21 protein-coding genes are annotated in these 25,035 nt (G+C 66.8%); 15 read left to right on the top strand and 6 right to left on the bottom strand.

Annotation, left to right across the window (positions count from 1 at the left end; genetic code table 11):
- The first annotated feature begins 162 nt into the window (after nt 1–162).
- The 9 genes from PSELUDRAFT_RS12970 to PSELUDRAFT_RS13010 all read left to right on the top strand — a co-directional run bounded on the left by PSELUDRAFT_RS12970 (nt 163) and on the right by PSELUDRAFT_RS13010 (nt 10,611).
- Entirely contained in the window at nt 163–864 is a 702-nt protein-coding gene (locus PSELUDRAFT_RS12970; protein ID WP_088967234.1) for a C40 family peptidase, read from the top strand.
- 131 nt (nt 865–995) lie between these two features.
- Complete coding sequence (locus PSELUDRAFT_RS12975; protein WP_088967235.1) at nt 996–1,208, top strand: hypothetical protein; 213 nt, start codon at nt 996–998, stop codon at nt 1,206–1,208.
- A 4-nt stretch (nt 1,209–1,212) separates the two neighbouring features.
- A complete protein-coding gene (locus tag PSELUDRAFT_RS12980) occupies nt 1,213–2,460 on the top strand; it encodes a lipoprotein-releasing ABC transporter permease subunit (protein ID WP_088967236.1) in 1,248 nt (415 codons plus the stop codon).
- A complete protein-coding gene (gene lolD, locus PSELUDRAFT_RS12985; protein WP_088967237.1) occupies nt 2,453–3,136 on the top strand; it encodes a lipoprotein-releasing ABC transporter ATP-binding protein LolD in 684 nt (227 codons plus the stop codon). The genes PSELUDRAFT_RS12980 and lolD overlap by 8 nt, the downstream gene beginning before the upstream one ends.
- Before the next feature lie 22 nt (nt 3,137–3,158).
- Nucleotides 3,159–4,442, top strand: a complete 1,284-nt coding sequence (locus PSELUDRAFT_RS12990; protein WP_088967238.1) for a mechanosensitive ion channel family protein — start codon at nt 3,159–3,161, stop codon at nt 4,440–4,442.
- A 10-nt stretch (nt 4,443–4,452) separates the two neighbouring features.
- Nucleotides 4,453–5,067: a response regulator transcription factor gene (locus PSELUDRAFT_RS12995; protein ID WP_088967239.1), complete on the top strand. Its 615-nt coding sequence runs from the start codon at nt 4,453–4,455 to the stop codon at nt 5,065–5,067.
- Nucleotides 5,064–5,507: a dihydroneopterin triphosphate diphosphatase gene (gene nudB / locus PSELUDRAFT_RS13000; protein WP_088967240.1), complete on the top strand. Its 444-nt coding sequence runs from the start codon at nt 5,064–5,066 to the stop codon at nt 5,505–5,507. Before PSELUDRAFT_RS12995 ends, nudB begins: the two co-directional genes overlap by 4 nt.
- A 105-nt stretch (nt 5,508–5,612) precedes the next feature.
- Nucleotides 5,613–6,350: a response regulator gene (locus PSELUDRAFT_RS13005; protein WP_231895215.1), complete on the top strand. Its 738-nt coding sequence runs from the start codon at nt 5,613–5,615 to the stop codon at nt 6,348–6,350.
- Between the two features lie 13 nt (nt 6,351–6,363).
- Entirely contained in the window at nt 6,364–10,611 is a 4,248-nt protein-coding gene (locus PSELUDRAFT_RS13010; protein ID WP_088967242.1) for an ATP-binding protein, read from the top strand.
- Nucleotides 10,612–10,620: 9 nt separating this feature from the next.
- Here the strand turns inward: PSELUDRAFT_RS13010 and PSELUDRAFT_RS13015 are convergent, their stop codons facing one another.
- A complete protein-coding gene (locus tag PSELUDRAFT_RS13015) occupies nt 10,621–11,622 on the bottom strand; it encodes a LacI family DNA-binding transcriptional regulator (RefSeq protein ID WP_088967243.1) in 1,002 nt (333 codons plus the stop codon).
- Between the two features lie 305 nt (nt 11,623–11,927).
- Between PSELUDRAFT_RS13015 and PSELUDRAFT_RS13020 the strand changes: the two genes are divergently transcribed.
- From PSELUDRAFT_RS13020 to PSELUDRAFT_RS13035, 4 genes are all read left to right on the top strand, one after another.
- Complete coding sequence (locus tag PSELUDRAFT_RS13020) at nt 11,928–12,737, top strand: TIM barrel protein (RefSeq protein WP_164497430.1); 810 nt, start codon at nt 11,928–11,930, stop codon at nt 12,735–12,737.
- A gap of 36 nt (nt 12,738–12,773) precedes the next feature.
- The gene (locus tag PSELUDRAFT_RS13025) at nt 12,774–13,805 is read left to right on the top strand and encodes a Gfo/Idh/MocA family oxidoreductase (RefSeq protein WP_088967244.1); all 1,032 of its coding nucleotides are present in this window, start codon (nt 12,774–12,776) and stop codon (nt 13,803–13,805) included.
- Between the two features lie 114 nt (nt 13,806–13,919).
- A complete protein-coding gene (locus tag PSELUDRAFT_RS13030) occupies nt 13,920–14,858 on the top strand; it encodes a sugar ABC transporter substrate-binding protein (RefSeq protein WP_088967245.1) in 939 nt (312 codons plus the stop codon).
- Between the two features lie 200 nt (nt 14,859–15,058).
- Entirely contained in the window at nt 15,059–15,808 is a 750-nt protein-coding gene (locus PSELUDRAFT_RS13035; protein ID WP_088967246.1) for an endonuclease/exonuclease/phosphatase family protein, read from the top strand.
- A gap of 184 nt (nt 15,809–15,992) precedes the next feature.
- Here PSELUDRAFT_RS13035 and PSELUDRAFT_RS13040 read toward each other — a convergent pair whose 3' ends face one another.
- The 5 genes from PSELUDRAFT_RS13040 to PSELUDRAFT_RS13060 all read right to left on the bottom strand — a co-directional run bounded on the left by PSELUDRAFT_RS13040 (nt 15,993) and on the right by PSELUDRAFT_RS13060 (nt 21,384).
- The gene (locus tag PSELUDRAFT_RS13040; protein WP_197693862.1) at nt 15,993–17,006 is read right to left on the bottom strand and encodes a Gfo/Idh/MocA family oxidoreductase; all 1,014 of its coding nucleotides are present in this window, start codon (nt 17,004–17,006) and stop codon (nt 15,993–15,995) included.
- Between the two features lie 143 nt (nt 17,007–17,149).
- A complete protein-coding gene (iolG, locus tag PSELUDRAFT_RS13045; RefSeq protein ID WP_088967248.1) occupies nt 17,150–18,136 on the bottom strand; it encodes an inositol 2-dehydrogenase in 987 nt (328 codons plus the stop codon).
- Between the two features lie 287 nt (nt 18,137–18,423).
- A complete protein-coding gene (locus tag PSELUDRAFT_RS13050; RefSeq protein ID WP_088967249.1) occupies nt 18,424–19,437 on the bottom strand; it encodes a Gfo/Idh/MocA family protein in 1,014 nt (337 codons plus the stop codon).
- Between the two features lie 133 nt (nt 19,438–19,570).
- On the bottom strand, nt 19,571–20,389 hold the full coding sequence (locus PSELUDRAFT_RS13055) for a TIM barrel protein (protein WP_088967250.1): 819 nt from the start codon (nt 20,387–20,389) through the stop codon (nt 19,571–19,573).
- A 95-nt stretch (nt 20,390–20,484) separates the two neighbouring features.
- Nucleotides 20,485–21,384: a sugar phosphate isomerase/epimerase family protein gene (locus tag PSELUDRAFT_RS13060; RefSeq protein WP_088967251.1), complete on the bottom strand. Its 900-nt coding sequence runs from the start codon at nt 21,382–21,384 to the stop codon at nt 20,485–20,487.
- Between the two features lie 373 nt (nt 21,385–21,757).
- Here PSELUDRAFT_RS13060 and PSELUDRAFT_RS13065 point away from each other — a divergent pair, with 373 nt between their 5' ends.
- Both PSELUDRAFT_RS13065 and iolD read left to right on the top strand, forming a co-directional pair.
- Nucleotides 21,758–22,810: a LacI family DNA-binding transcriptional regulator gene (locus tag PSELUDRAFT_RS13065; protein WP_162291260.1), complete on the top strand. Its 1,053-nt coding sequence runs from the start codon at nt 21,758–21,760 to the stop codon at nt 22,808–22,810.
- Between the two features lie 161 nt (nt 22,811–22,971).
- Nucleotides 22,972–24,828 carry a 3D-(3,5/4)-trihydroxycyclohexane-1,2-dione acylhydrolase (decyclizing) gene (gene iolD / locus PSELUDRAFT_RS13070; RefSeq protein ID WP_231895217.1) on the top strand — a complete coding sequence of 619 codons (1,857 nt, stop codon included), beginning with the start codon at nt 22,972–22,974 and terminating at the stop codon, nt 24,826–24,828.
- Nucleotides 24,829–25,035: the final 207 nt, after the last annotated feature.

The raw sequence follows: 25,035 nt of genomic DNA on the forward strand, positions 1-25,035 counted from the left end.
CCGCCGGCAATGGCGCCGCGCTGCGATTGCGGCTTGGTTGCCGCGGCAGGTGGTGGTATTGTGCAGGTCATTTTGTTCAAACCGGCAACACCCTCTCGGGGGCCGCGGCGAACCGGCACGCACCGGTTGAACCGACGGCCCGTGGGCTTGTCTCTTTACGCTATGAAATTTTTGCAATACTTGCTCGCCTGCGTGCTGGCTGGCTGTGTGACGCTGGCGCAGGCCGCGCCTGACAAGACCACGGATACCAAGCCGGCAGACGATGCTGCCGCGGACCCGATTGCCCACTTTTCCAGCCCAGGCGAAGAGGCCGTGGGCGATTTGCTGCTGCAGGCCATGAGCCTGCTCGGCGTAGCCTACCGCTTTGGCGGCAGCAGCCCGGAAAGCGGCCTGGATTGCTCCGGCTTCATCCAGTACGTATTCAAGAAATCGCTGCACGTCACCTTGCCGCGCACCGCGGCGGAGATGGCGCGGGTTGGCCGCGAGGTGCCGCAGGCCGAACTCAAGCCCGGCGATCTGGTCTTCTTCAATACCCGCGGTTTCCGCTACTCCCACGTCGGCATCTACCTGGGCAACAACAAGTTCATCCATTCGCCGCGTACCGGCAAGAATATCGAGGTGGCCAACATTACCCAGAGCTACTGGGTGAGCCACTACAATGGCGCCCGCCGCGTGGCGCGCGGTGTGGGCGTGGCGCCGGAAGCGAATAGCAGCGCCGCCACCGACAGCGCCGATAACACGCCGGTGGCCGGCAAGAAGGGCAAGAAGCACGCCGGCAAGGACAAGGCTGCGGGCAAGAAAGCCCACGGCAAGGCCGCCAAGGCCGCCGGTGGCAAGAAGAAAAAGCTCAAGAAGAAGGTCTGATCGCTCCTGCGGCCAACCTTTGGCGGTTGGCCGGCAAGAGGGCGCCGCGAAACCCCCGGGTTTTTCGCGGTGCCCGAGAGTCTGGTAACAGATGCCCGCGCTTGCGGGCATCGACATTTGCAAGGTGAAGCATGAATCTGGAATTGCCGATCTGGCACGCCCCCGATGGCAGTGTGGTGTCCTGCACCGAGAAGGTGAAGGTAATGACCGAAAACATGGAAGAGCTGGCGCAGGTGGCGCAGGACGCTTTCGAGGACGCCATCCTGATGGGCTGCGACGAGCAGCAGGTGCGCAACTTCCTGGTGACGCTGATGCAGCGGCTGGAAAACCCCTACCAAGGCTGACCCTGTGCACTTAAATTTCGAGGCTTTCATCGGCCTGCGCTATCTGCGCGCGCGCCGTCGCAACGGTTTCATTTCCTTCATTTCCCTGCTGTCGGTCATCGGCATCGCCCTGGGCGTGGCGGCGCTGATCGTGGTGCTGTCGGTAATGAACGGCTTTCAGCAGGAGATCCGCGGCCGCATGTTGTCGGTGGTGTCGCACCTGGAAGTCTCCAGCTATGAAGGCCGCATCGCCGGCTGGCAGCCGCTGCTGGGCAAGCTGGTGCAGCAGCCGCACGTGCTGGCGGCGGCGCCCTATGTCAATGCGCAGGGGCTGTTGTCCAGCGGCGGTAACGTACGTGGCGCCATGGTGCGTGGCGTGGAGCCGCCGGCCGAGAGCAAGGTGGTGAGCCTGGGCAAGGAGATGCTGCGCGGCAAGCTGGAATCGCTGCAGCCAGGCAGCTACAACATCGTGCTGGGGGTGGAGCTGGCGCGTGCGCTTGGGGTGGAAGTGGGCGACAAGGTGACGCTGATCACCCCGCAGGGCAATGTCACTCCGGCCGGCATGATGCCGCGCCTCAAGCAGTTCACCGTCGGCGGCATCTTCAAGGCCGGCATGTTCGAATACGACGCCTCGCTGGCAATGATCTCGCTGCGCGACGCGCAGGTGCTGTTCCGCCTGGGGCAGGATGTGTCCGGCGTACGCCTGAAGCTGGACGACCCGCTGCTGGCGCCGCGCATGAAGGCGGAACTGGCGCCGGTGCTTGCGGCCAACCAGATCGCCAGCGACTGGACCGACATGAACGCCAACTACTTCCGCGCGGTGCAGATCGAGAAACGCATGATGTTCATCATCCTGACGCTGATCGTGGCGGTGGCAGCCTTCAACCTGGTGTCCACCCTGGTGATGGTGGTAACCGACAAGCAGGCCGACATCGCCATCCTGCGCACCCTGGGCGCGAGCCCGGCCAGCATCATGAAGATCTTCGTGATCCAGGGCTCGGTGGCCGGGGTGCTGGGCACCATCGCCGGCGTGGGCGGCGGCCTGCTGCTGGCCATCAACCTGAGCAGCGTGCAGCATGCCATTGAAAGCATCATCGGCGCGCGGCTGCTGTCCAGCGATGTGTACATGATCGACTTCCTGCCGGTGGACGTGCAGCCCGCCGATGTCACCACCATTGCGGTGATCTCGCTGCTGCTGTCGCTGCTGGCCACGATTTACCCGAGCTGGCGCGCAGCGCGCACCCGCCCGGCGGAGGCGCTGCGCTATGAATAATGAAGTACTGTCCTGCCGCCAGCTGTCGCGCCGCTACCGCGAGGGCGAACTGGATGTGGAAGTGCTGCGTGGCATCGACCTGACGGTTGGCCGCGGCGAGCGCCTGGCCATCGTCGGCGCTTCCGGTAGCGGCAAGAGCACGCTGCTGCACCTGCTGGGCGGGCTGGATACTCCCAGCAGCGGCGATGTGGCACTGCTGGGCCGGCCACTGGCCGGCATGAGCGAAAAGGCGCTGGGCGAGCTGCGCAACCAGCACCTGGGCTTTGTCTACCAGTTCCACCACCTGCTGCCGGAATTCACCGCGCTGGAAAACGTGATGATGCCGCTGCTGATCCGCCGCATGCCGCGCCACGAGGCGGCCGCGCAGGCCGGCGCCATGCTGACGCAAGTGGGCCTGGGCCAGCGCCTGCAGCACAAGCCGGGCGAGCTGTCCGGCGGCGAGCGCCAGCGCGCCGCCATAGCCCGCGCACTGGTGACGCGCCCGGCCTGCCTGCTGGCCGACGAGCCCACCGGCAACCTGGATCGCGGCAATGCCGACGCGGTGTTCCAGCTGATGCTGGAACTCAACACCACGCTGGGCACCAGCCTGGTGATCGTCACCCACGACCACGAACTGGCCAGCAAGGTTGGCCGCGTACTGACGCTGGGGCCGGACGGGCTGTCCGCCGGCCAGTAAACCGAATCGACAAGGAAAGCGCATGCTGGGGCACGGTACCGAACCGTTGACTTTCGACCGCCTGATGGGGGCATTGCAGGGGCCGACCGGCTGGCTGGAACTGGCCATTGCCGTGGTCTGCGTGCTGCTGGCCTATGGGCTGACGCGCCGCATCTACACCCGCTATTTCGGCCCGGCGCCAGACAGCTGGGGTTTTGGCAAATACCTGGCCTACCGGCTGGTGTTCCCGCTGTCCGCCCAGCTGCTGATGCAACTGGGCGAGCTGGGCTGGCACCTGGTGCATCACGGCAAGTCGGAGCTGCTGCTGGTGATCGCCACGCTGCTGTTCTGGCTGTCGGTGATCCGCGTGCTCACCGCGGTGGTGCGCCATGCGCTGCCGTCCGGCAAGTTCGAGCGCAACGGCGAAAACTTCGTGGCCATGCTGCTGTGGCTGGGCTTTGCCAGCTGGGCCACCGGCTTCGACGTGGTGGTGGTGGACTGGCTGGAATCCATCAGCTTCCGCGTGGGCAAGAACGAAATCAACCTGCTGATGATCCTGTCCGCCCTGGTGTGGGTGTCGGTGATCATGGTGGGCGCGCTGTGGGTGAGCAAGCTCATCGAAAAAAAGGTGATGCGGCTGGGCGAGGTGGATCTCAACCTGCGGCTGGTGTTCATCAAGCTGGCGCGCACGCTGCTGATCATCACCGCGGTGCTGGTGGCGCTGCCCATCGTCGGCATCGACCTCACCGTGCTGTCGGTGTTCGGCGGTGCGCTGGGCGTGGGCCTGGGTTTCGGCTTGCAGAAGATTGCCAGTAACTACGTGTCCGGCTTCATCATCCTGCTGGAGCGCTCGATCCGCATCGGCGACCGGCTGATGGTGGAAAACCGCACCGGCTACGTCAGCAAGATCACTTCACGCTACGTGGTACTGAAAACCTCCGACGGCTCCGAGGCGCTGGTGCCCAACGACACACTGATCGCCAGCACCGTGGTGAACCAGTCCTACTCCGACAAGGCGCTGTGGATCAGCCTGCCGGTGCAGGTGGCCTACGGAACCGACCTTGACCAGGCGCTGCTGCTGCTGCGCCAGGCGGCAGAGCACCCGCGGGTGAAGCAGGACCCGGCGCCGGCCTCCTTTGTGGTGGCCTTTGCCGAAGCCGGCATCAATCTGGAGCTGGGCATCTGGGTGCGGGACCCGGAAAACGGCATGCTGGGCCTGCGTTCCGATATCAATCTGCGCATCTGGCGCCTGTTCGGCGAGCACGACATCCAGATCCCGTATCCGCAGCGCGAAGTGCGCCTGCTGAACGGGCCGGCAGAAGCCTAGGGAGACAGCCATGCAACGACTCGCGGTGATCGATGACGACCTGGCGGTGCGCCAGTCGCTGCTGTGGCTGCTGGAATCGCCCAGCCTGGCGGTAAGCGGCTACGACAGCGCCGAAGCCTTCCTGGCCGACAGCGCTGCGGCCAACTTCAACTGCCTGATCGTCGATCTGCGCATGGGCGGCATGAGCGGCATCATGCTGCTGGAAAAACTGGCCGCCTGGCCGTACAGCCCACCGGTGCTGATGCTCACCGCGCATGGCGACGTGCCGCACGCGGTGGCGGCATTCAAGCAGGGGGTGGTGGATTTCCTGGAAAAACCGTTCGACGACCAGCACCTGCTGACACTGGTGGAAGAGTGCCTGGCGCGCGACAGCGAGTCGCGCGAGCGCTTCGTGCGCCGCCGGCAGGTTGCCGCCGCGCTGCAGACGCTCACCGAGCGCGAGCGCGAGGTGATGCAGCTGATCCTGGCCGGGCTGCTCAACAAGCAGATTGCCGAGGAGCTGGCCATCAGCATGAAGACGGTGGAAGTGCACCGCGCGCGGGTGTTTGACAAGATGGGCGTGAAGTCGGCGGTGGAACTGGCCGGGCTGATCGGCATCCTGGACGACAAGGGCGGCAAGGCATGAAGCCGCCCAAGCAACCGGTGTCGGTGCTGGTGGTGATCCATACCCCCGACCTGCAGATACTGCTGATCGAGCGCGCCGACCGCCCCGGCTACTGGCAGTCGGTCACCGGCAGCCGCGAGGGCGACGAGGCGCTGATCGACACCGCGCGCCGCGAAGTGGCGGAGGAAACCGGCATTGTTGCGGCCAACCTTTGCGACTGGCAGCAGCAGAACGTCTACGAAATCTACCCGCAGTGGCGCCACCGCTATGCGCCGGGCGTCACCCACAACACAGAGCACGTGTTCAGCCTGGCCCTGCCCGCGCCGCAGCCGGTACGGCTGGCCGAGGGCGAGCACCTGGCCTGGCAGTGGCTGCCATGGCAGCAGGCCGCGGCGCTGGTGTTCTCTCCTTCCAATGCCGAAGCCATATTCGATTTGGCGAAACGTACCGGTTTGGCATAGTTGACACAGTATTGCCTATCAAGACTCGGATTTCTTTCTAGTTAATCCTTATCAATCGCAGCATTTCCGCTTCGGCACTATGATGGAGTCAAGAGAGCGCATGTCATGCGCCCAGGCTTCGAGGGTAGGGCAATGAAGGTGGTGGATTACAGCAAACTCCGGGTACTGGTGGTGGATGACCAGTTGCTGGTGCGCACCCTGCTGAGCCGCGCACTGCGCGACCTGGGCGTGGCGGAAGAGGGGATCTATCAGGCAGTAGACGGCGCCACTGCCAAGCGGGCGCTGGATGCCAAGACGGTGGACCTGGTGCTGTGCGATCTGCAGATGGAGCCGATCAACGGCATGGATCTGCTGAAGGAAATCCGCTGCGGCATGACGCTGAACGCCTCCACGCTGCCATTCGTGTTCCTGTCCGGCCATGCCGAGCGCGACAACATCGTGCTGGCCGCCAAACTGCACGCCGACGGCTTCATCATCAAACCCCCGAAACCCGCCGAGCTGGAGCGCCATCTGCAGGAGGCGCTGAGCCGGCCGCGCCCGGAGCCGGACCCGTTTGCCTACTGCTCCATTCCCACCGGCACCCGTCATGACAAATACCTGTTCAGCGAGATGATAGAAGAGGCCGCCCGCGCCATGGACGAGGACCAGACGCCGGTGGAGGCGGTGGCGCTGGAGGAGGTGAAGCCGGGCCGCGTGCTGGGTGCCGACTTGCGCACCGGCAGCGGTCACCTGCTGTTGCAGCGCGGTGCCAGCATCACCCGCACCCAGCTGCGCGTACTGCAGGAGCATGCCGAGCGTTTCGGTGTCAGCCACCTGGTGCTGACCTGGACCGAACACCCCTAGCCGGCGGCGCGACATGAAGCAGACAGTCAGTCAGACCGCCGCCATCGGGCGGGCGATCCAGCTTACCGTGCTGCTGCTGGGCTGCATGCAGCTGGTGGCGTCCGGGCTGCTGTTGTGGTCCGGTTACCAGGGCTACCGCCAGGCGCGCGACCATGCCTTGCTGAACCAGGCCAACCTGGGGCTGTTCAGCGCCACCCGCCTGCTGGCGCGGGAGCACGAACTGACCATGGACAGCATCCTGGCACGTGATCACGCACCGGCCGGGCTGCCGGCGGAGCTGGCCGCCAGCAGGCGGCAGGTGGATGCCGCCTTCCGTGCGCTGCTGCCGGAGGCGGATGCCCAGCGCCAGCAGCACAGCACAGTGCAGCTGGAGCGGCTGCAGCACTACCTGCAGCAGCTGGCACGGCAACGGCAGGAGGTGGATGCGCTGCCGCTGCAGGCGGTGCGCGCCTCCGGCGAGAGCGAGCTGGCCGGCTGGAACCATGGCATCGGGCCGCTGTTCGACGTGCTCGACAAGCTGCTGCAGCAGGACAGCTTCTGGTTGTCCGACGAAGCCGACCCGGTGCTCAACCGCATGGCGGTGCTCAAATACGAAGCCTGGAGCCTGGGCTATATGCTGCAGGCCGAATCCGCCGCCCTGCAGCAGCGTGCCTACCTTGCCCACCAGCTCAACAGCAGCGAGGAATACGAACTGATGCGGCGGCAGGAGAAAGGCGTGCTGCTGCTGGAAAGCCTGCGGCGCGGCATCCCCTTTGTTGACGCGCCGGCACTGCAGCAGTCGCTGCTGCGTTTCAGCGACGCGGCGGACGAGCTGCACGCGGCCACCGCGCGCCAGCTGCAGGTGCTGGGCAAGCCCGGCGCGGCGCCGCAGTCCAGCGCGCAATACCGGCAGATCAATGCCCGCCTCAGCCGCGAGCTGGGTACCCTGTTCGGCAAGTTGAGCGAGCTGATGGCACAGCGGGTAGATGCGCACAAGACCCGCTACCAGCTGCAGCTGCTGCTGCACAGCGGCGTGTCGCTGTTGGCGCTGGGGCTGTACTGCTACCTGTGGCTGCGCATGCGCGGCAGCATTCTGTGGCCGTTGCGGCGCATGCAGCGGGTGCTGGATGCCGCCGGCGAGGCCATCCTCACCCTGGATGCCGAAGGCCGCATCGTTGCGGCCAACCGTGCCGCCAGCGAATTGTTCGCCTGTACACCGGCCTGGCTGGCAGGCCTGGCCGCCCGCCGTCTGCTGGCCTCCACCGCCCTGGACGACAAATGGCTGCCGGCGGCGGAGCAGGCGGCGGTGGCATGGGAGGAGCAGGCGCGCCGCGCCGACGGCAGCCGCTTTCATGCCGCGCTGTCGCTCACCCCGCTGCCGGAGGACAGCGACGGCGTGGACCGTTTCCTGCTGATGGTGCGCAACGAGCAGGACCGTCATGAGGCGCAGCAGTCCCTGCAGAGCAGCATGCGGCTGCTGGCGGCCATCCACCACATGGAAAGCCTGCTGTTCGCGCGCCAGCCGCGGCACAGCGTGTACCAGGAAATACTGAACAGCCTGCTGCAGTACTGTCGGTCCGAACAAGGCTTCATCCTGGCGTTGACGGCCGACATCGCCGGCCAGCCGGCGGGTTTCCAGTTGCAGGCCATTACCGAGGACAGCCAGCTGCCGCCGTGGGCGGAGGCCTGGCTGGAGCAGCCGGCCCAGGTGCTGCCGCAGCGGCAGGGCGATGCCTGGGTGCAGAACGGCTGGAGCCTGCTGCCGGTGCAGTTGAATGCGCGCACTTTGCTGCTGGCCGGGGTGTGCGGTGTGGACATCAGCCATGCGCAGAGCGTGGAGCTGCAACCGCTGCTGGCCGCCTGCGGCAGCATCGTCAGCTTCTACCTGGAGGAGGACCGCCGCCGGGCATCCGAGCAGGAGTTGCGCCAGGTGCTGCAGATGGAGGAGGCGATCTACGCCGCCTCGCCGATCGGGCTGCTGCGTGTCGATGGCGAATTCCGCATCCTGCGCAGCAATGCCGCCGCCTGCCGGCTGTTCGGCCGTAGCGAGGCGCAGCTGGCTGGCAGCACGCTGCGCACCCTGCTGGCCGACGATGACGCCTGGCCGGTGTTGCAGGCGGGGCTGCAGCGGGCGCGCGACGACGCGCGGCTGCAGGGGCTGGAAGTCGAATTCGCCACCGGCGAGCAGCAGCGGCTGTGGGCGCTGTTGAGCGGGCAGCGCCTGTTGCCGGACACCCCGCTGCCGGACCTGATGCTGGCCTGCCTGGATATCTCCGACCGGCGGGCGGCGCAGCAGGCCGCGCTACAGGCGCTGGACATGAGCGCCGCGGCGCGCCGCCAGCTGGAGGTGGCGATCGAATCGCTGCCGGAAGCGTTTGCCTTTTTCGATACGCAGGACCGGCTGGTGCTGTGCAACCGGCGCTATGCCGAGCTGGTCGGCTCCGAACAGCCGCCGGTGGGGCTGCAGGGCTGGAGCTTTGCCGCGCTGCTGCAGGCGGGGCTGGAAGCCGGCGAGCACCCGGAAGACCGCTTTTCCCACGCGCAATGGCAGGAGGAGCGGCTGCGGCGCCACGCCAGCGGGCAGGCGGCGTTCCAGCTCAGCGTGGGCGAGCGCTGGTACCAGCTGAGCGACCATGCCATACCGGGTGGCGGCTCGGTGTGCATCTATGCCGACATCACCGAATTGAAACAGCAGGAAATGGACCTGCTGCTGGCGCGCGACCAGGCGGAGCAGGCCAACCGCACCAAGAGCGCCTTCCTCGCCACCATCAGCCACGAGATCCGCACCCCGATGAACGGCGTGCTGGGCATGCTGGAACTGCTGGCGTTTACCCGGCTGGATGCCGAGCAGCGCGATCATATCGACACCATCCAGGAATCGGCGCAGACCCTGTTGCGGCTGATCGACGACATTCTGGATTTTTCCAAGATCGAAGCCGGCAGGCTGGATATCCTGCCGGAGCCCACGTCGGTGCCGGTACTGCTGCAGCGGGTGTACCAGCTGTACAGCGAGAACGCCGCGCGCAAGGGGCTGAAACTGCTGCTGGACATCGACCCGGCGGTGGCCGGCCTGCTGCTGGTGGACCCGCTGCGGCTGCGGCAGATCCTGCAGAACTTCTGCAGCAATGCGGTGAAGTTCACCGAGCAGGGCGAGATCGTGCTGCGGGTGAGCTGCCTGGACGAGGATGCCGTGCAGCAGACGCTGCGCTTCGCGGTGCAGGACAGCGGCATCGGCATCGCGGCGGAAAACCTGGCGCGGCTGTTCGAGCCGTTCACCCAGGCGGAAAGCACCACCACGCGGCGCTTTGGCGGCACCGGGCTGGGGCTGGCCATCTGCCGGCGTCTGGCGCACCTGATGGGTGGGCGGGTCCGGCTGGAAAGCATGCCAGGGCAGGGCACCACGGCGATGCTGGATATCGCCCTGTCGCGCAGCGAACAGCCGCTGCCGCCGCAAGCGCTGCCGGAGCAGGCGCTGCGCCAGCCGGCCAGGCCGCAGCAGCTGCCGGTGCTGCTGGCGGAAGACAACCCCACCAACCGCAAGCTCATCAGCAAGCAGTTCGAGCTGCTGGGCTACCCGGTGGTGCTGGCCGAGGACGGCATAGCGGCGCTGCACCTGTGGCAGCGGCAGCCGTTCGCGCTGATTCTTACCGACTGCCACATGCCGCGCATGGATGGCTACGAGCTGGCCAGCACCATCCGCTACTACGAGGATGCACTGGAAGACGCGCGCCATATTCCCATCATCGCCTGCACCGCCAACGCCAGCCAGGAGGAGGTGAACCGCACCCGGGAGGCCGGCATGGATGATTTCCTGCCCAAGCCGCTGGGGCTGGAGGCGCTGTCGGCGATGCTGGAAAAATGGCTGCACCACAGCGGTGGCCCGGCTGTGGCGGCTGCCGCGCCGATGACGCCGGCTGCGGCCAACGTGCCGGTGCAAGACGACCCGGCCGAGCCGGTGCTGGACCGCGAGGTACTGGCGGTATACAGCAATGGCGACTGGCCGGTGGAGCGCGACATCCTGGCCGATTTCCTGCACAGCAACGACGAAGACATGCAGGCGCTGCAGCAGGCGGTGGCTGCGGCCAACCTGGAGCAGGTGGTGTGGGCAGCGCACCGCATCAAGGGTGCCAGCCGCATGGTGGGCGCCGCGCAGCTGGCCACGGCGGCCGCGGCGCTGGAAGCCAGCGGCCGCAGCGGCGAAGCGGCGTGGCTGGGGGAAGGCTGGCAGCAGCTGCAGCAGGCAATGCACAGGCTGGATGGCTGGCTGGCGGCACAGCCTTGAGCGCTTGCCTCAAGTAGACCCGCGCAGCAGCAGCTCACCCGCCAGATTGCACGATTGCGGCGGCGCCTCGCCCTTGAGCATGGCCAGCAGCGCCGCCACCATCTCCGGCAGCGGCTGGCGGTAGCTGGTGATGTCGAACGACGGTGTGGCAGCCAGCTCGTCGCCGTCGTAGCCGACAATGGCCAGATCCTGCGGCACGCGCAGGCCGAATTCGTGGCGTGCGGTTTCGATGACGCCTATCGCCAGCGCGTCGTTCTCGCACATCAGCACATCGATGCGCTGCGCCGGCGGCGTGGCCTGCAGATAGGCGCGCAGCGCCGCCGCCGCCGCGTGGCGGTCGTAGCTGCCGGCCGGCAGCTCCGGCACCGCAATGCCCAGCTGTTGCTGCCAGAAAGCGGCGAAATGGCCCTGGCGCCCCAGCGCGGTGGACAGCGAGCGCGGCCCGGACATGAAGCCGGGGCGGCGGTAGCCGCGCTGCCACAGGTGCTGGTTGATTTCCTGCATCGATTGGCGCGCATCGCAGGACACCGCCGGAATATGGGCGATGGTGCTCTCGCGCGCCAGCACGTACAGCGGCGGGCGCGAGGCCGGCAGCTGTGCGTCGTTGAGCTTTTCGTCGTGGAAGTCGGTGCCCAGCAGCACCACGGCGTCCACCTGGCGCTGGTCGGCGTCCAGCACTGCCGACAGGTGGTCCAGCTCCTGGTTGATGTTGATCAGGATGGCGGCCATGCCGGCGGCCTGCAGCGCCTGGGTCAGCGCTTCCAGCACCGGCAGCTTGTAGGGGTTGGCAAAGTCGTCCACCAGCACCGCCACCAGGTTGGTGGTCTTGGTGGCCAGGCTGCGCGCCAGCAGGTTGGGGCGGTAACCGAGCTTGGCTGCCTCCTCCAGCACGCGCTGGCGGCTGTGTTCGGCAATGGAGGCGCCGGGGGTGAAGGCACGGGTCACCGTCCACTTGGATACCCCGGCGGCGAGTGCCACGTCGGCGGCGGTGGCGCGGCTGGATTTGCTCATGCAACGCTCCTGCTGAAAATATTTTCCAATTTCTATTTTACCGCAAAAAAATTTCTTGACTCTGTCTGGCAGCGCTGTCTATTGTAACGGCAATGCAACCGGTAGCAAGGCCGCGCAACCATGCGGCCAACTTGCTGCGGCATGGATGGCAGCCAGTGTGCTGCCATTATCCGGTACGCGTTTGCAACCGGTAGCAAATTTCGCCAGACAGTAGCGGCAAATTTTTTTGCTGTGCTTTGCAACCGGTTGCAAAACAGCAAGCGGCAGGCGCCACCTGCCAGCACACAACACAAGGAGACAAACACATGGCTATCGATACCGCCGCCAAGTCCTGCCCCTTCACCCTGGCCGTCTGCGCCGAGATGGTGTTCCGCGAGCTGCCCGTTACCGAGCGCATCCGCCGCATCGACGCGCTGGGCTTCCAGGTGGAGATCTGGGACTGGACCCGCCACGACATCGCCGCGCTGGCGCGCACCGGCGCCACCTTTTCCTCCATGACCGGCTACATCCGCGGCACGCTGGCCGACGATGCCGGCGCCGCCGAGCTGCTGCACACCGCGCGCGAGTCGATTCCGGTGGCGCGCGAGCTGGGCATTCCGCGCCTGAACCTGCACGGCACCGGCCTCGACAGCAAGGGCCTGCCGGTGCAGCCGGCAGGCGAGGTGAGCGGCGCCATGTGGCTGAAGGCGCGCGACACCCTGTCGCGGCTGGCCGAACTGGGCGAGCGCGAAGGGGTGACCTTCGTGCTGGAAAACCTCAACACCGCAGTGGATCACCCCGGCGTACCGTTCGCCCGCGCCGCGGACTGCCTGGCGCTGGTGGCGGCGGTGAACGCGCCCAGCCTCAAGCTGATGCTGGACCTGTACCACGCGCAGATCGGCGAGGGAAACCTGATTTCCCTGCTGCGCCAGGCGCTGCCGCACATCGGCGAAATCCAGGTGGCCGACGTGCCGGGCCGCTGCGAGCCGGGCAGCGGCGAGATCAACTACCCGGCGATAGCCCGCGCGCTGTACGACATGGGCTACCGCGGCCAGATCGGCATGGAGGCGTTTGCCTCCGGCGACGACGAACTGGCGCTGCAACGCTTCCGCGACGCTTTCAGCCTGGCGCTGTAAGGGCACCCCGCATTCCATACCCACTAGGAGACAGACATGAACAGCAAGAAACCGGTGGCTGCCGCCCTGATCGGCGCCGGCCGCATCGGCAGCTCGCACGCCAATATCGTGGCCAACCGCCTGACCAATGCCACCCTGGCCGCCATTGCCGACCCGGCGCCGGGCGCCGCCGCCAGACTGGCCGACAAACTGGCCTGCCCGCTGGCCTACACCGAGGTGGACGAGTTGCTGGCCAACCCGGACATCGACGCGGTGATCATCGCCTCGCCGGCGCGCTTTCACACCAACCTGGCGGTGGCTGCCGCCGAGGCCGGCAAGGCGGTGTTCTGCGAGAAGCCTATGGCGCTGACCCTGGCCGACGCCGACCGCGCCATCGCTGCCGCACAGGCTGCCGGCGTGCCGCTGCAGGTGGGCTTCAACCGCCGCTGGGACCGTGCCTTCGCCGATGCCCACCGCGCCATCCGCGCCGGCAGGATCGGCACCCCGCAGCTGCTGCGCTCGCTCACCCGCGACCCCGGCCCCTTCGGTGGCGACCCGGCGCGCATTCCGCCGTGGACCATCTTCTTCGAAACCCTTATCCACGACTTCGACACCCTGCTGTGGCTGAACGCCGGCGCCCGCCCGCTGGAGGTGTACGCGGTGGCCGATGCGCTTGTGCGGCCGGACTGCAAGCACATGGGGCATCTGGATACCGCGGTGGTGACCATCCGCTTCGACAACGGCGCGGTGGCGGTGGCCGAGGCCAATTTCAGCGCGCTGTACGGCTACGACGTGCGCGGCGAGGTGTTCGGCTCCGGCGGCATGGTCAGCATGGGCGATGTGCGCCGCTCCAGCCTGGCGCTGTTCGACGCCCAGGGCGTGTCGCAGGACACCTGGCGGCTGGACAGCGACATGTTCATCGACGGCTACACCGCCGAGCTGTCGGCGTTCATGGACGCGGTGAAGAGCGGCAAGCCGGCAGGGCCGGACGGGCTGGATGCCCGCCGCGCGCTGGAAGTGGCGCTGGCCTGCATCGCCTCGGTGGAGCAGAAGCGCCCGGTGGTGCTGAGCGAAATCAGCGCTGGCTGATACCTAAGGTTGGCCGCAAGCCTGCGGCCAACCTTTATGGAGCCAGGACGTTGCATTGCGCCGGCCCGGCCGGCGTATCAGGTGGCAGTACAAAACACACAGGAGACACACCCAATGAAACGCTTCATCAAACACGCCGCTTCGCTCACCCTGTTCGCGCTTGCCATGCAGGCGCTGCCGGCATCCGCCGCCCGGCTGGGCGTCACCATGGCAACCTTCGACAACAACTTCCTGACCATCCTGCGCAACAATATGCAGAAGGCCGCCAGCGGCAAGCCGGGGGTCAGCCTGCAGCTGGAGGACGCGCAGAACGACGTGGGCCGCCAGATCAGCCAGGTGCAGAACTTCATCGCGCAGAAGGTGGACGCCATCATCGTCAGCTCGGTGGATACCAGCACCACGCCCAAGCTTACCAGGCTGGCGCAGGCCGCCGGTATTCCGCTGGTGTACGTGAACCGCATGCCCAGCGACAAGACGCTGCCGGCCAAAGTGGCCTTTGTCGGCTCCGATGACGCGGTGTCCGGCACCATCCAGATGAAGGAAGTGTGCCGGCTGCTGAACGGCAAGGGCAATGTCGCCATCGTGATGGGCGACCTGGCCACCCAGGAAGCGCGCCTGCGCACCCGCTTCGAGGAAGAAGTGGTGTCCAAGGCACCGTGCAACGGCATCAAGGTGGTGGAGAAGCAGAGCGCCAAGTGGTCGCGCACCGAGGGCCGCGACTTGGTGATGAACTGGCTGACCGCCGGGCTGAAGTTCGACGCCATCATCGCCAACAACGATGAAATGGCGCTGGGTGCCATCCAGGCGCTGAAGAGCGCCAACAAGCTGGGCAATACCGTGGTGGCCGGCATCGACGCCACCCAGGACGCGCTGGGCGCGATGAAGGCCGGCGAGATGAAGGTGACGGTGTTCCAGGATGCCGCCGCCCAGGGCAAGGGCGCGGTGGAAGCGGCGCTGAAACTGGCCGCCGGCGAGAAAGTGCCGGCGATGATCTGGGTGCCGTACGAGCTGGTCACCCCGGCCAACTACAAGGGCTACCTGAGCCGTAACTGATGCGTAGCGGCGGCGCATGGCTGGGGGGCAGGCGCCGCCGCCGCTGGCATCTCGTGTTTCCCTCAAGCCTTGCTGGTGTTGCTGGCGCCCTGCGGGGCGCCTTTTTTATTGTGCCAAGCCTTGCCATGACGCAAGGCAGCCGCTGGCCGGGGTACTAAGCTGATAAGGGCAGAAACGAAGCCTGACGAACAGGGCAAACCATGAAAAGCATCAGCGTGGTCACTTACAATTTGCACAAGGGGATGTCGCCGCTCGGGCGGCGGGCATTGATGCCGGAAATCGCCGGCGCATTGCAGGGGCTGGACCCGGACGTGCTGTTCCTGCAGGAGGTGCAGGGCCGCCATCTGGAACGCGAGCAGCAGCACCAGGGTTGGCCGCAGCATGATTTCCTGGCCGGACAGCTGACGCGCCACGCCAGCTACGGCATGAATGCGCGCTACGATCACGGCCACCACGGCAATGCGGTGCTGTCGCGCTTTCCCATTGCCGCCGCGGCCAACCATGACCTGACGGTGAACCGCCTGGAGCAGCGCGGCCTGCTGCACACGCTGATCCAGCCGCAGGGCTGGGCGCAGCCGGTGGCCTGCCTGTGCGGCCACTTCAACCTGCTGGCGCGCGACCGCCGCCGCCAGTACCAGGTGCTGCTGCGCTACATCCGCCAGCACATTCCCGCCGACATGCCGCTGATCCTGGCCGGTGACTTCAACGATTGGCAGCGCGAGGCCGACGAGCTGCTGAAGGCCGCTACCGGCCTGGCGGAAGCCTTCGTCAGCCACACCGGCCGCCATGCGCGCAGCTTCCCGGCGCGGCTGCCGCTGCTGCCGCTGGACCGTATCTACCTGCGCGGGCTGGAGGTGGAGTCGGTGGTGGTATGCCGCGGCCAGCCGTGGTCGCATCTGTCCGACCACCTGCCGCTGCTGGCGCGGGTGCGGCCGCGCGGGCGGCATTGAAGCATGCCCGGCTGCGATGAGACTTTCCGGATGCGCTGCGCTGCGCCGGGCGCCGAAACCGGGCAATGGCGAGTGCCGCACGCGGAAAAGACGTTGGCCGCACGCCGGTAACGGCGTGCGGCCAACATGGGCTTTGCCCGCCCGGAGCAGCCAAAGGCGTATCCGGGGGTGAGCAGGCGCGGTGTTACAGGCTCACCGCCTCACCGCTGCGGAAGGCCTGGGTGATGGCCAGACCGATGCGGGTGGCTTCGCGCGCGTCGGCCAGGGTAACCGGCGACGGGCGGTCGTGGCGGATGGTGTCCACGAACACCTGCGCCTCGGTGACGAAGGCTTCGGCAAAGCGCTGGTAGAAGTCCTGCACGCACTCGTTGCGCACGCCGTGGGCGTCGCTGATTTCCACCCGGTTGGCGCGCGGGTTGGCGCCCACGCTCAGGCGGCCTTCGGTGGCGAAGATCTCGGTGAGCGTCTCATGGCCGTGGGCCTGGGTGCGCGAGGCGTAGAAGCAGGCCAGCTGGCCGCCTTCGAACTCGCACATCGCCACGCCGTTATCCACGTCCTGGTGCTCGGCCAGCGCCGGGTGCAGCGCATTGGTGCCGGTGGCCCATACCCGCTTGGGCTTGGGGTTGCCCAGCAGCCAGCGCGCCAGGTCGATGTCGTGGATGCTGCAATCCATGAAAATGCCGCCGCTGCTGGCGGAGAAGCGCACGAAGAAGCCGGATTCGTCGTTCTTGTCGCAGGTTTGCGAGCGCAGCAGGTAGGGGCGGCCCACGCTGCCGTCGGCCAGCTTGCCGGCGGCGTCGCGGTAGCTGGCGTCGAAGCGGCGCACGAAGCCTATCATCACCTTGAGCTGCGGGTGGCGCGCGGCTTCTTCCTCTACTGCCAGGCAGTCTTCCACGTTCAGCGCCAGCGGCTTTTCGCAGAACACATGCTTGCCGGCCTTGAGCGCGGCAATGATCTGCGCGGCGTGCAGCGAGGTGGGGGTAACCAGGAATACCGCATCGACATTGCTGTCCTGCAGTACGGCTTCGTAGTCCTGGTACAGGGTGACGCCTGGCAGGGCGGTGGCGGCCCAGTCGCGTTCCTCCGCTAGCGGGCTGCAGGCGGCAACCAGTTGCGCGCCGTGGGTTTGCTGCAGGTTGGCCGCATGGCGGCGGCCGAGGCGGCCGAGGCCGATGATGGCAAGACGTACTGTAGTCACGGGTCTGTCCTTATGCATTGGGCGCCACGCCTGCTTGCTGCCAGCCCGGGGCTGCCGTTCCTATCGTCCCTGGGCGGCCATGCAGGCCGCTGTAACGCGACAGTTCCGGGCTGCTGCAAGGTGCAAGCAGGTATGGCAATGATTTACAGCGCGATGACGCGGCCTTCCTGCCAGGAGCGGGTGGCGGCGTCGGCCAGCTCCAGTGCCTTCACGCCGTCCTGCACCGTGGTGCGCGGGGTTTCGCCGCGGCTGATCACCGCGAAGAAGTGCGCCATCTCGCCGGCGTAGGCGGCCTGGTAGCGCTCCAGGAAGAAGTGTTCCGGCAGGTCGGTGGCTACCTGCTTGCTGCCGTAGGCGGTGACTTCGGTGGGGCGGTGGTTGCCGGCCTGCAGCATGCCCAGGCTACCCTGCACCTCGAAGCGCTGGTCGTAGCCGTAGGCGGCGCGGCGGGTGGTGTTGATCTGGCACAGGCGGCCGCTGCGGGTGCGCAGGGTCACGGCGGTGCAGTCGGCGTCGCCGGCGTCGGCAATGGCCGGGTCGGTGAGTACGCTGGCGCTGGCGTGCACGCTGACCACTTCATCGGCCAGGATCCAGCGGCAGATGTCGAAGTCGTGGATCAGCATGTCCTTGAAGATGCCGCCGGAGCGTTTGATGTAGTCCACCGGCGGGGCGCCCGGGTCGCGGCTGGTGACGATCAGCATTTCCGGGGTGCCGATCTCGCCGGCCTCGATGCGTGCCTTCACCGCGGCGAAGGTGGGGTCGTAGCGGCGCTGGAAGCCGATCAGGCACGGCACGCCGGCGGCTGCCACCGCGGCGGCGCAGTCGCGGGCGCGAGCCAGGTCGAGATCCACCGGTTTTTCGCAGAAGATGGCCTTGCGCGCGGCGGCGGCGCGCAGGATCAGTTCGGCATGGGTGTCGGTGCTGCTGGCGATCACCACGGCGCCCACGCTGCTGTCGTTCATCGCGGTATCGGTGTCGGTAACCGTGGCGCCGTACTGTTCGGCCAGCGCGGCGGCGGACGGGGCGTGGGTGTCCACCACGTATTTCAGGCGCACGCCTTGGTGGGCGAAAAGGTTGGCCGCATGAATCTTGCCGATGCGGCCGGCACCGAACAGGGCTACGTCAATCATGGTGATCTCCGGGGAGTGTAGAGCCGCTAATAAAACCCCTGCTGCGGCGTGGGGTCGCCTTGCCTCGGGTGCTTTATTAGCGGCTCTGGCCATGCGCAGACCATTCTGCGCTGACACCCGATGCGGGCGGGCCGTTGTTGTCGGTGCAGTATATGATTAGAAATAAATTTCTCAAATATTAATTAACTAGAAAATTTTGACCGACAGCAGGCTGTGCCTGTCACGCAACAGCGCACAGGCTGCCGGCACACTGACAGTGATCGTGCCGGCAGCCTGCTGCTGTGGGCTTAGCGCGGGTAGAACGCCGGGCGCGCCGGCATGGCGATGGCTTCCACCTGGTGGGTCTCCTGTGCCTTGACGCAGGCATCGGCAGCCACGGCGGCGGCAAAGCCGTCCCAGGCCGACGGCCCGGTCAGCGCGCCGTCGCGCACACCGTTGATGAAGGCTTGCAGCTCCACGTCGTAGGCGTCGATGAAGCGCTGCTTCCAGTCGGTGAGGATGGCGGTGCCCAGGCGCGCATTGCTGCGCATCAGCACGCTGGCCGGCTCCGGCAGGTTGGCAATGCCGCTTTCCCCCACCACCGCGCACTGGATGTCGTAGCCGTACTGGCAGTTGACGAAGATTTCCACGTCGATGCGCACGCCGCGGGTGGTTTCCAGCAGCACGATCTGCGGGTCGGCCAGGTGCGAGCTGGCGTGGCTGCTCTTGCGCGGGAACACCACCTGGGCGGACACGTAGTCGTCGTCCAGCAGCCAACGCAGCACGTCCAGCTCGTGGATCAGGGTGTCGGTAATCGCCATCGGCGTGGTGTAGCTGTCGCCCACCGTGGGGTTGCGGTGCGCGCAGTGCAGCATCAGCGGTGCGCCGATGGCGCCGCTTTGCAGGGTGTCTTTCAGCGCGCGGTAGCCGGCGTCGTAGGGGCGCATGAAGCCCACCTGCACCAGCCGTTTGCCGTGGGCGATCTCGGCATCCACGATGCGGCGGCAGCCTTCGGCGGTGACCGCCAGCGGTTTTTCGCAGAACACCGGCTTGCCCCTGGCGATGGCTGCCAGCACGAATTCCTCGTGCGTCGGGCCCCAGGAGGTAACCAGCAGCGCCTGTACCGCCGGGTCGGCCACCAGCGCGTGGGCATCGGTATGCACGATGGCGTCCAGCTGGTAGCGCGCCACGGTGTCGCGCGCCTGTTGCGGGTTGATGTCGTTCACCGCCACCACGCGGGCGCCGGACAGCGCCTGGGTGATTCTGCGGATGTGGTCCTGGCCGATGGCACCGGTGCCGATTACGCCGATTTGCAGGGTCATGATGTCTTCCTCTCTATGTATCTACGCTTGGAGCTTGGCCGCATGGCTTGCGGCCAACCTTGTGGGATGCCTTTAAAGGCCTGGCTTCGCAGGGGCCGGCAGCGCCTGAACAACGCACGTCAGCAGCCAGGGCTCAGCCCAGCGAGTGGCGGATGTAGTCCATGCTGGTGCGCAGCAGCGCTTCGCTGTCGCCGGCCTCCATGATCTCGGCGGCGAACGGCTCGAACGACACCACGCCGTCGTAGCCGCGTGCCAGCAGGATGGCCAGCTGGCGCAGGTTGCCCAGGCGGTCGGCATCGCCTACCAGCACGCGGTGGCCGTCGCGCATCTGGCTGTCGGCCAGCTCTTTCGATTCCACACCGGAGATGTGCACCAGGCCGGTAAGCTCGGGGTAGAAGATGTCTTCGCCGGACAGGTGGTGGTGGAAGGTGTCATGCACCAGCTGGTAGTGGCGCTCGCCGGCGGCGTCGAAAATCGCCTTCACCGCGTCGGACTTGCGGCGCAGTGAACACTCCTCGAAGCCCAGCGGCTCCACCAGGCCGCTAATGCCGTGGTCGTCCAGGATGGGGCGCAGCTGTTTGAGCGCCTTCACCAGGTCGCTGTAGCGCTCGCTCGGGCTGCGCTTGTCTTCCCGGCTGTTCAGCGGGCACATCACCAGCGCCTCGGCGCCGCAGTCGCGGGCGTAGGCGGCCAGTTTCACCGCGCGCGCCTGCAGGTCGGCATCGAACACATCGAACGGGTACAGCGCGTTGATGGAGCGGATGCGGATATTGGCCGCCTGCGCCGCCTCGCGGATGCTGGCCGGGCTGGTGCCGTCGCTGATCTCCACGCCGTTCAGGTCGTTGCGGATCTCGATGGTGCTCACGCCCAGGCGGCGGCACATGGCCAGGTAGTCCTGGAACGACAGGCGCGGTGCGCTGATACGGTTGATGGCAAAGTCGATGCGGCTCATGTTCGGTGTCTCCGGTTGCTTGTTCAGGTAAAGCGGGGCCTGCCCCGCGCCAGCCTTATGGCCGCCGCGGGGAGGCAGGAAAGCGGTGGCTGGTGTTAACGGGTGTATTTATCGAGGTAGCGCTGGATCTCGCCGCGCATGAAGCGCGCTGACTCGTCGGCGCGTTCTTCCCAGGCGAACACGCAGGACGACAGCACGCCGTCGAAGCCGATGTCGGCCAGGGTGGCGAAGAACACGTCCCAGTCGATCTCGCCCTGGCCGATGTCCAGGTGCTGGTGTACGCGGATGTGGCCGGAGCCGGGCGGGTTGACGATGTAGCGCAGCTGCGAGCTGGCCTTGTGGTTGAAGGTGTCGGCCACGCGCACATGGGCCAGTACCGGCGCGGCGGCGCGCAGCATGGCGGCCATGTCGTCGCCGTAGTAGAAGGTGTGCGGCGCGATGTAGGACAGCTTGACGTGGCGGGAGCCCAGCACCTGCACGATGTCCAGCGCCGGGGCCAGGGTTTCCACCCAGTCTTCCGGATGCGGCTCCACCGACAGGGTGATGTCCTCGCGCTCCAGGATGGGCAGCAGCTCTTCCATCGAGCGCCACCAGGCGGCCTCGCACATCTCTTTGGTATTGGTGCCGGCGCCCTGGCCGACGGAGCGCTCCGGCGAGGCACCGCGGCCGAATTCGGAGATCATCAGCCGGCAGTCCATTTCCACCGCCACTTCGATGGCCTTCTTCCAGCACTTCACCGCCCACTGCCGCTCGTCCTCGAACGGGCTGGCCCAGCGGTACATCGGCTGCAGGGTGGCCAGGCCGACGCCATGCTCGCGCAGCGCGCGCTTGAAGCCGGCGATGCGAGCGGCGTGGGCACGCGGCATCACCCACCAGTCGAGGAAGTCGGCGCGCGGCGACAGTTCGATCTGGTCGTAGCCCAGCTCGGTGGTCTTGCGCACCAGCGCCGGCAGGTCGAGGTGGCGGTGCATATAGGGGTCGAGCGCGATTTTCATGATGATCTTCTCCAGGTTGCCGCACCCTGTTCGAGTGCTGTGTTGTGCGCTCAATCTAGGGGCTGGCGAACGGAAGATCAGCTGCAATATTGACGATAAATCGTCAAAATGAGATTGAACCGACGGGTGGCTGGCTGGATGATGGCGAGCGGCAGGGGAAAAGAACGCTGGCCGCAGGGAGGCTTGGCGTTACGCCATACCCGTGCGACGTGCGGGTAGGTTGGGTTGAGCGTAGCGAAGCCCAACGTTTACCGCCTTATCCGGTTTTGTATCCGCTGCGCGGATGATGATTTGAAGTCGCCGGCTCCGCTGGGCGCACACTCCATGAAGTATGCGGCCAACGTTGCATGGCACCACCACCACGGAAGCACATATGGACCATCCACCCCGCCGCAAGAAAACCGCGCGCTTCGTCGAGATCGCCGCGCTGGCCGGCGTCAGCGTCGCCACCGTCGACCGGGTGCTCAACGAACGCGGCAGCGTGTCGGCCAGGGCGCGGGCGCAGGTGGTGGAGGCGGCGCGCCAGCTGGGGGTGCCGCGGCTGCTGCCGGATGCGCGCCACGGGCTGATCCATATTGATATCGTGCTGCCGGACAACCGCACGCCGTTCTTCCAGCGGCTGAACCGGGCGCTGCAGCGTGGCGTGGCGATGCTGGACAAACGGCTGGTGGTGCACCGGGTGTGGACGCCGGATCAGGACGAAGCAGCACTGCTGCGTGCCATCGGCCCGCGCCGTTACCCGCGCCAGGCGCTGATCGTGGCGGCGCCGGACACGCCGGCGGTGCGCGCCGCGCTGCAGCAGGCGCGCTCGCGCGGCGAGCATATCGCCCTGGTGGTGACGCGGGTGGACGAGGTGGCGGGGGCCGGCTATTTCGGCATCGACAACCATGCCGCCGGGCGCACCGCCGGCTACCTGCTGGGCCGGCTGTGCCGCAAGGTTGGCCGCATCCTGCTGCTGAGCAGCCGCCGCGACTACCGCGGCCATATCGAGCGCAGCAGCGGTTGCCGCGAGGTGCTGCAGGCGCAGTTTCCGCAGTTGCAGTGCGACGAGGCGCTGCGCGAAACCTACGATGACCCGGACAGGTGCTACTGGGCAGTCAGCGAGGCGTTTCGCCGCGGCGACGTGATTGCCGGCATCTACAATACCGGCGCAGGCTCGCCCGGCATCGAGGCGGCGCTGCGGCGCTTTGCGGTGGACAAGGTGTGCTGGGTGACGCACGAGCTGTCGGACGATCATCGGCAATACCTGCAGCAGGGCCTGCTGGACGTGGTGCTGGACCAGGACCCGGATACCCAGGCCATCCGCGCCTTGCAGCATGTGCTGGCGGCGCTGGAAATGGCGCCGGCCACCGGCGCGCCGGCGCAGGGTGGCGAGTTCCGCCTGTACTTCGCCGAGAACATGGGGCCGCAGCCCTACCTGGCCTGAGCAGTGCAGCGTGGCAGCAACAATACGAAAAAATTTTCTATTGATTTTATTTTGAGAAAATAATTTGCAAAGCGTCGGCGATCCTATATCTTGAGCGGGTAGCCGCCGCAAAGGGCGGGGTGGGCCAGGGCTGGCCGCAAGCATGGATCAAGGAGACACAGGTGAAGACGGTACGTTTGACGATGGCACAGGCGCTGGTGCGCTACCTGGCCGCGCAGTATGTGGAAGCCGCGGACGGCTCGCGCGAGCAGCTGTTCGGCGGGGTGTGGGCGATCTTCGGCCACGGCAACGTGGCCGGCCTGGGTGAAGCGCTGTACGCCATGCGCGACAAGCTGCCCACCTTCCGCGCCCATAACGAGCAGGGCATGGCGCTGGCCGCCACCGCCTACGCCAAGGCGCATTTCCGCCGCCGCATGATGGCGATCAGCACCTCCATCGGCCCCGGCTGCACCAATCTGGTGACCGCTGCCGCCACCGCCCACGTCAACCGCCTGCCGCTGCTGCTGCTGCCGGGCGATATCTTCATCACCCGCGCGCCGGACCCGGTGCTGCAGCAGGTGGAAGACTTCCACGACGGCGGCGTGTCGGCGGTGGACAGCCTGCGCCCGGTGTCGCGCTATTTCGACCGCATCGTGGTACCGGAGCAGCTGCTGACCGCGCTGCCGCGCGCCATCGCCTACCTGACCGACCCGGCGCTGTGCGGCCCGGTAACGCTGGCGCTGCCGCAGGACGTGCAGGCCATGGCCTTCGACTGGCCGGAATCCTTCTTCGACGAGCGCACCGTGCGCTTTCGCCAGCCGCCGGCCGAGGCAGCCGAGGTGGCGGCGCTGGCGGCGATCCTGAAAACCGCCAAGCGCCCGATGATCGTTTCCGGTGGCGGCGTGCTGTACAGCAAGGGCGGCGTGGATGCGCTGCGCAGCTTTGCCGAGCGCCATGGCATCCCGGTAGGCGAGAGCCAGGGCGGCAAGGGCGCGCTGGCGTGGGATCACCCGCTGCTGGCCGGCTCGGTGGGCGTCACCGGTACGCCTGCGGCCAACGCCATTGCGCAGGATGCCGACGTGGTGCTGGCAGTGGGCACCCGGCTGCAGGACTTCACCACCGGCTCGCACGCGCTGTATGCGCAGGCCCGGCTGCTGTCCATCAACGTCAATACCTTCGATGCCATCAAGTGGGGCGGCACCAGCATCCAGGCCGATGCCAGCGCCGGTCTGGCCGCGCTGTCCGCTGCGCTGGGCGACTGGCGTGCCGATGCCGGCTGGGAGGCGCAGACACGCAAGCTGTGCGACGGCTGGCGCCGCCAGCTGGCGGAAATCGTGGTCAGCTCGCGCGCCGCGCTGCCCACCTATGCCGAAGCCATCGGCGCGGTGCAGGCCTCTGCGGCCAACTCTGCCGACAACGACATCGTGGTCTGCGCGGCCGGCACGCTGCCGGCGGAGCTGCACAAGCTGTGGCGCACCAGCCGCCCCGGCGGCTACCACATGGAGTACGGCTACTCCTGCATGGGCTACGAAGTGGCCGGCGGCCTGGGCGCCAAGATGGCGCAGCCCGATCGCGAGGTCATCGTGATGGTGGGCGACGGCAGCTACATGATGCTGAACAACGAACTGGCCACCTCGGTGATGCTGGGGCAGAAGATCATCGTGGTGCTGCTGGACAATGCCGGCTACGCCTGCATCAACCGCCTGCAGCAGGCCTGCGGCGGTGCGCAGTTCAACAATATGTACGAGCACTGCCTGACCGGGCCGGATGGCGCGCCGGCCATCGATTTCGAGCTCAACGCCCGCTCGCTGGGGGCGGAGGCGGAAACGGTACGCAGCGTGGCCGAGCTGGAAGCGGCGATGCGGCGTGCGCGCGCGTCGAAGAAGAGCTATCTGATCAGCCTGCAGGTGGACGGCCCGCAGTGCACGCCCGAAGGCGGCAGCTGGTGGCAGGTGGGCATTCCGGAGGTGTCGGAGCGCAGCGAGGTGCGCGACGCCCGTGCCCGCTACGAGGATGCCGTGCGCCGCCAGCGTTATTGATTGCCGCTGCCGTTTTGCCAAAGCCACCTGCGGGTGGCTTTTTGCTTTACAGTCGCTCCCCCTGCGCTGCGATCTGCTGTTATGGTCGGCGGCGGTGTGGCGCCGGTGCCGCACCGCCTGGCCTTGGTTTGGTTTGTCTATCTTGTTGTTTTTGTGTTGTTTTTGTCTGTTTTCTGCGCCTGGCGGTGGCAAGTCATCTGTCAAATT

The organism is Vogesella sp. LIG4 (genome assembly GCF_900090205.1).
Lineage (GTDB): Bacteria > Pseudomonadota > Gammaproteobacteria > Burkholderiales > Chromobacteriaceae > Vogesella.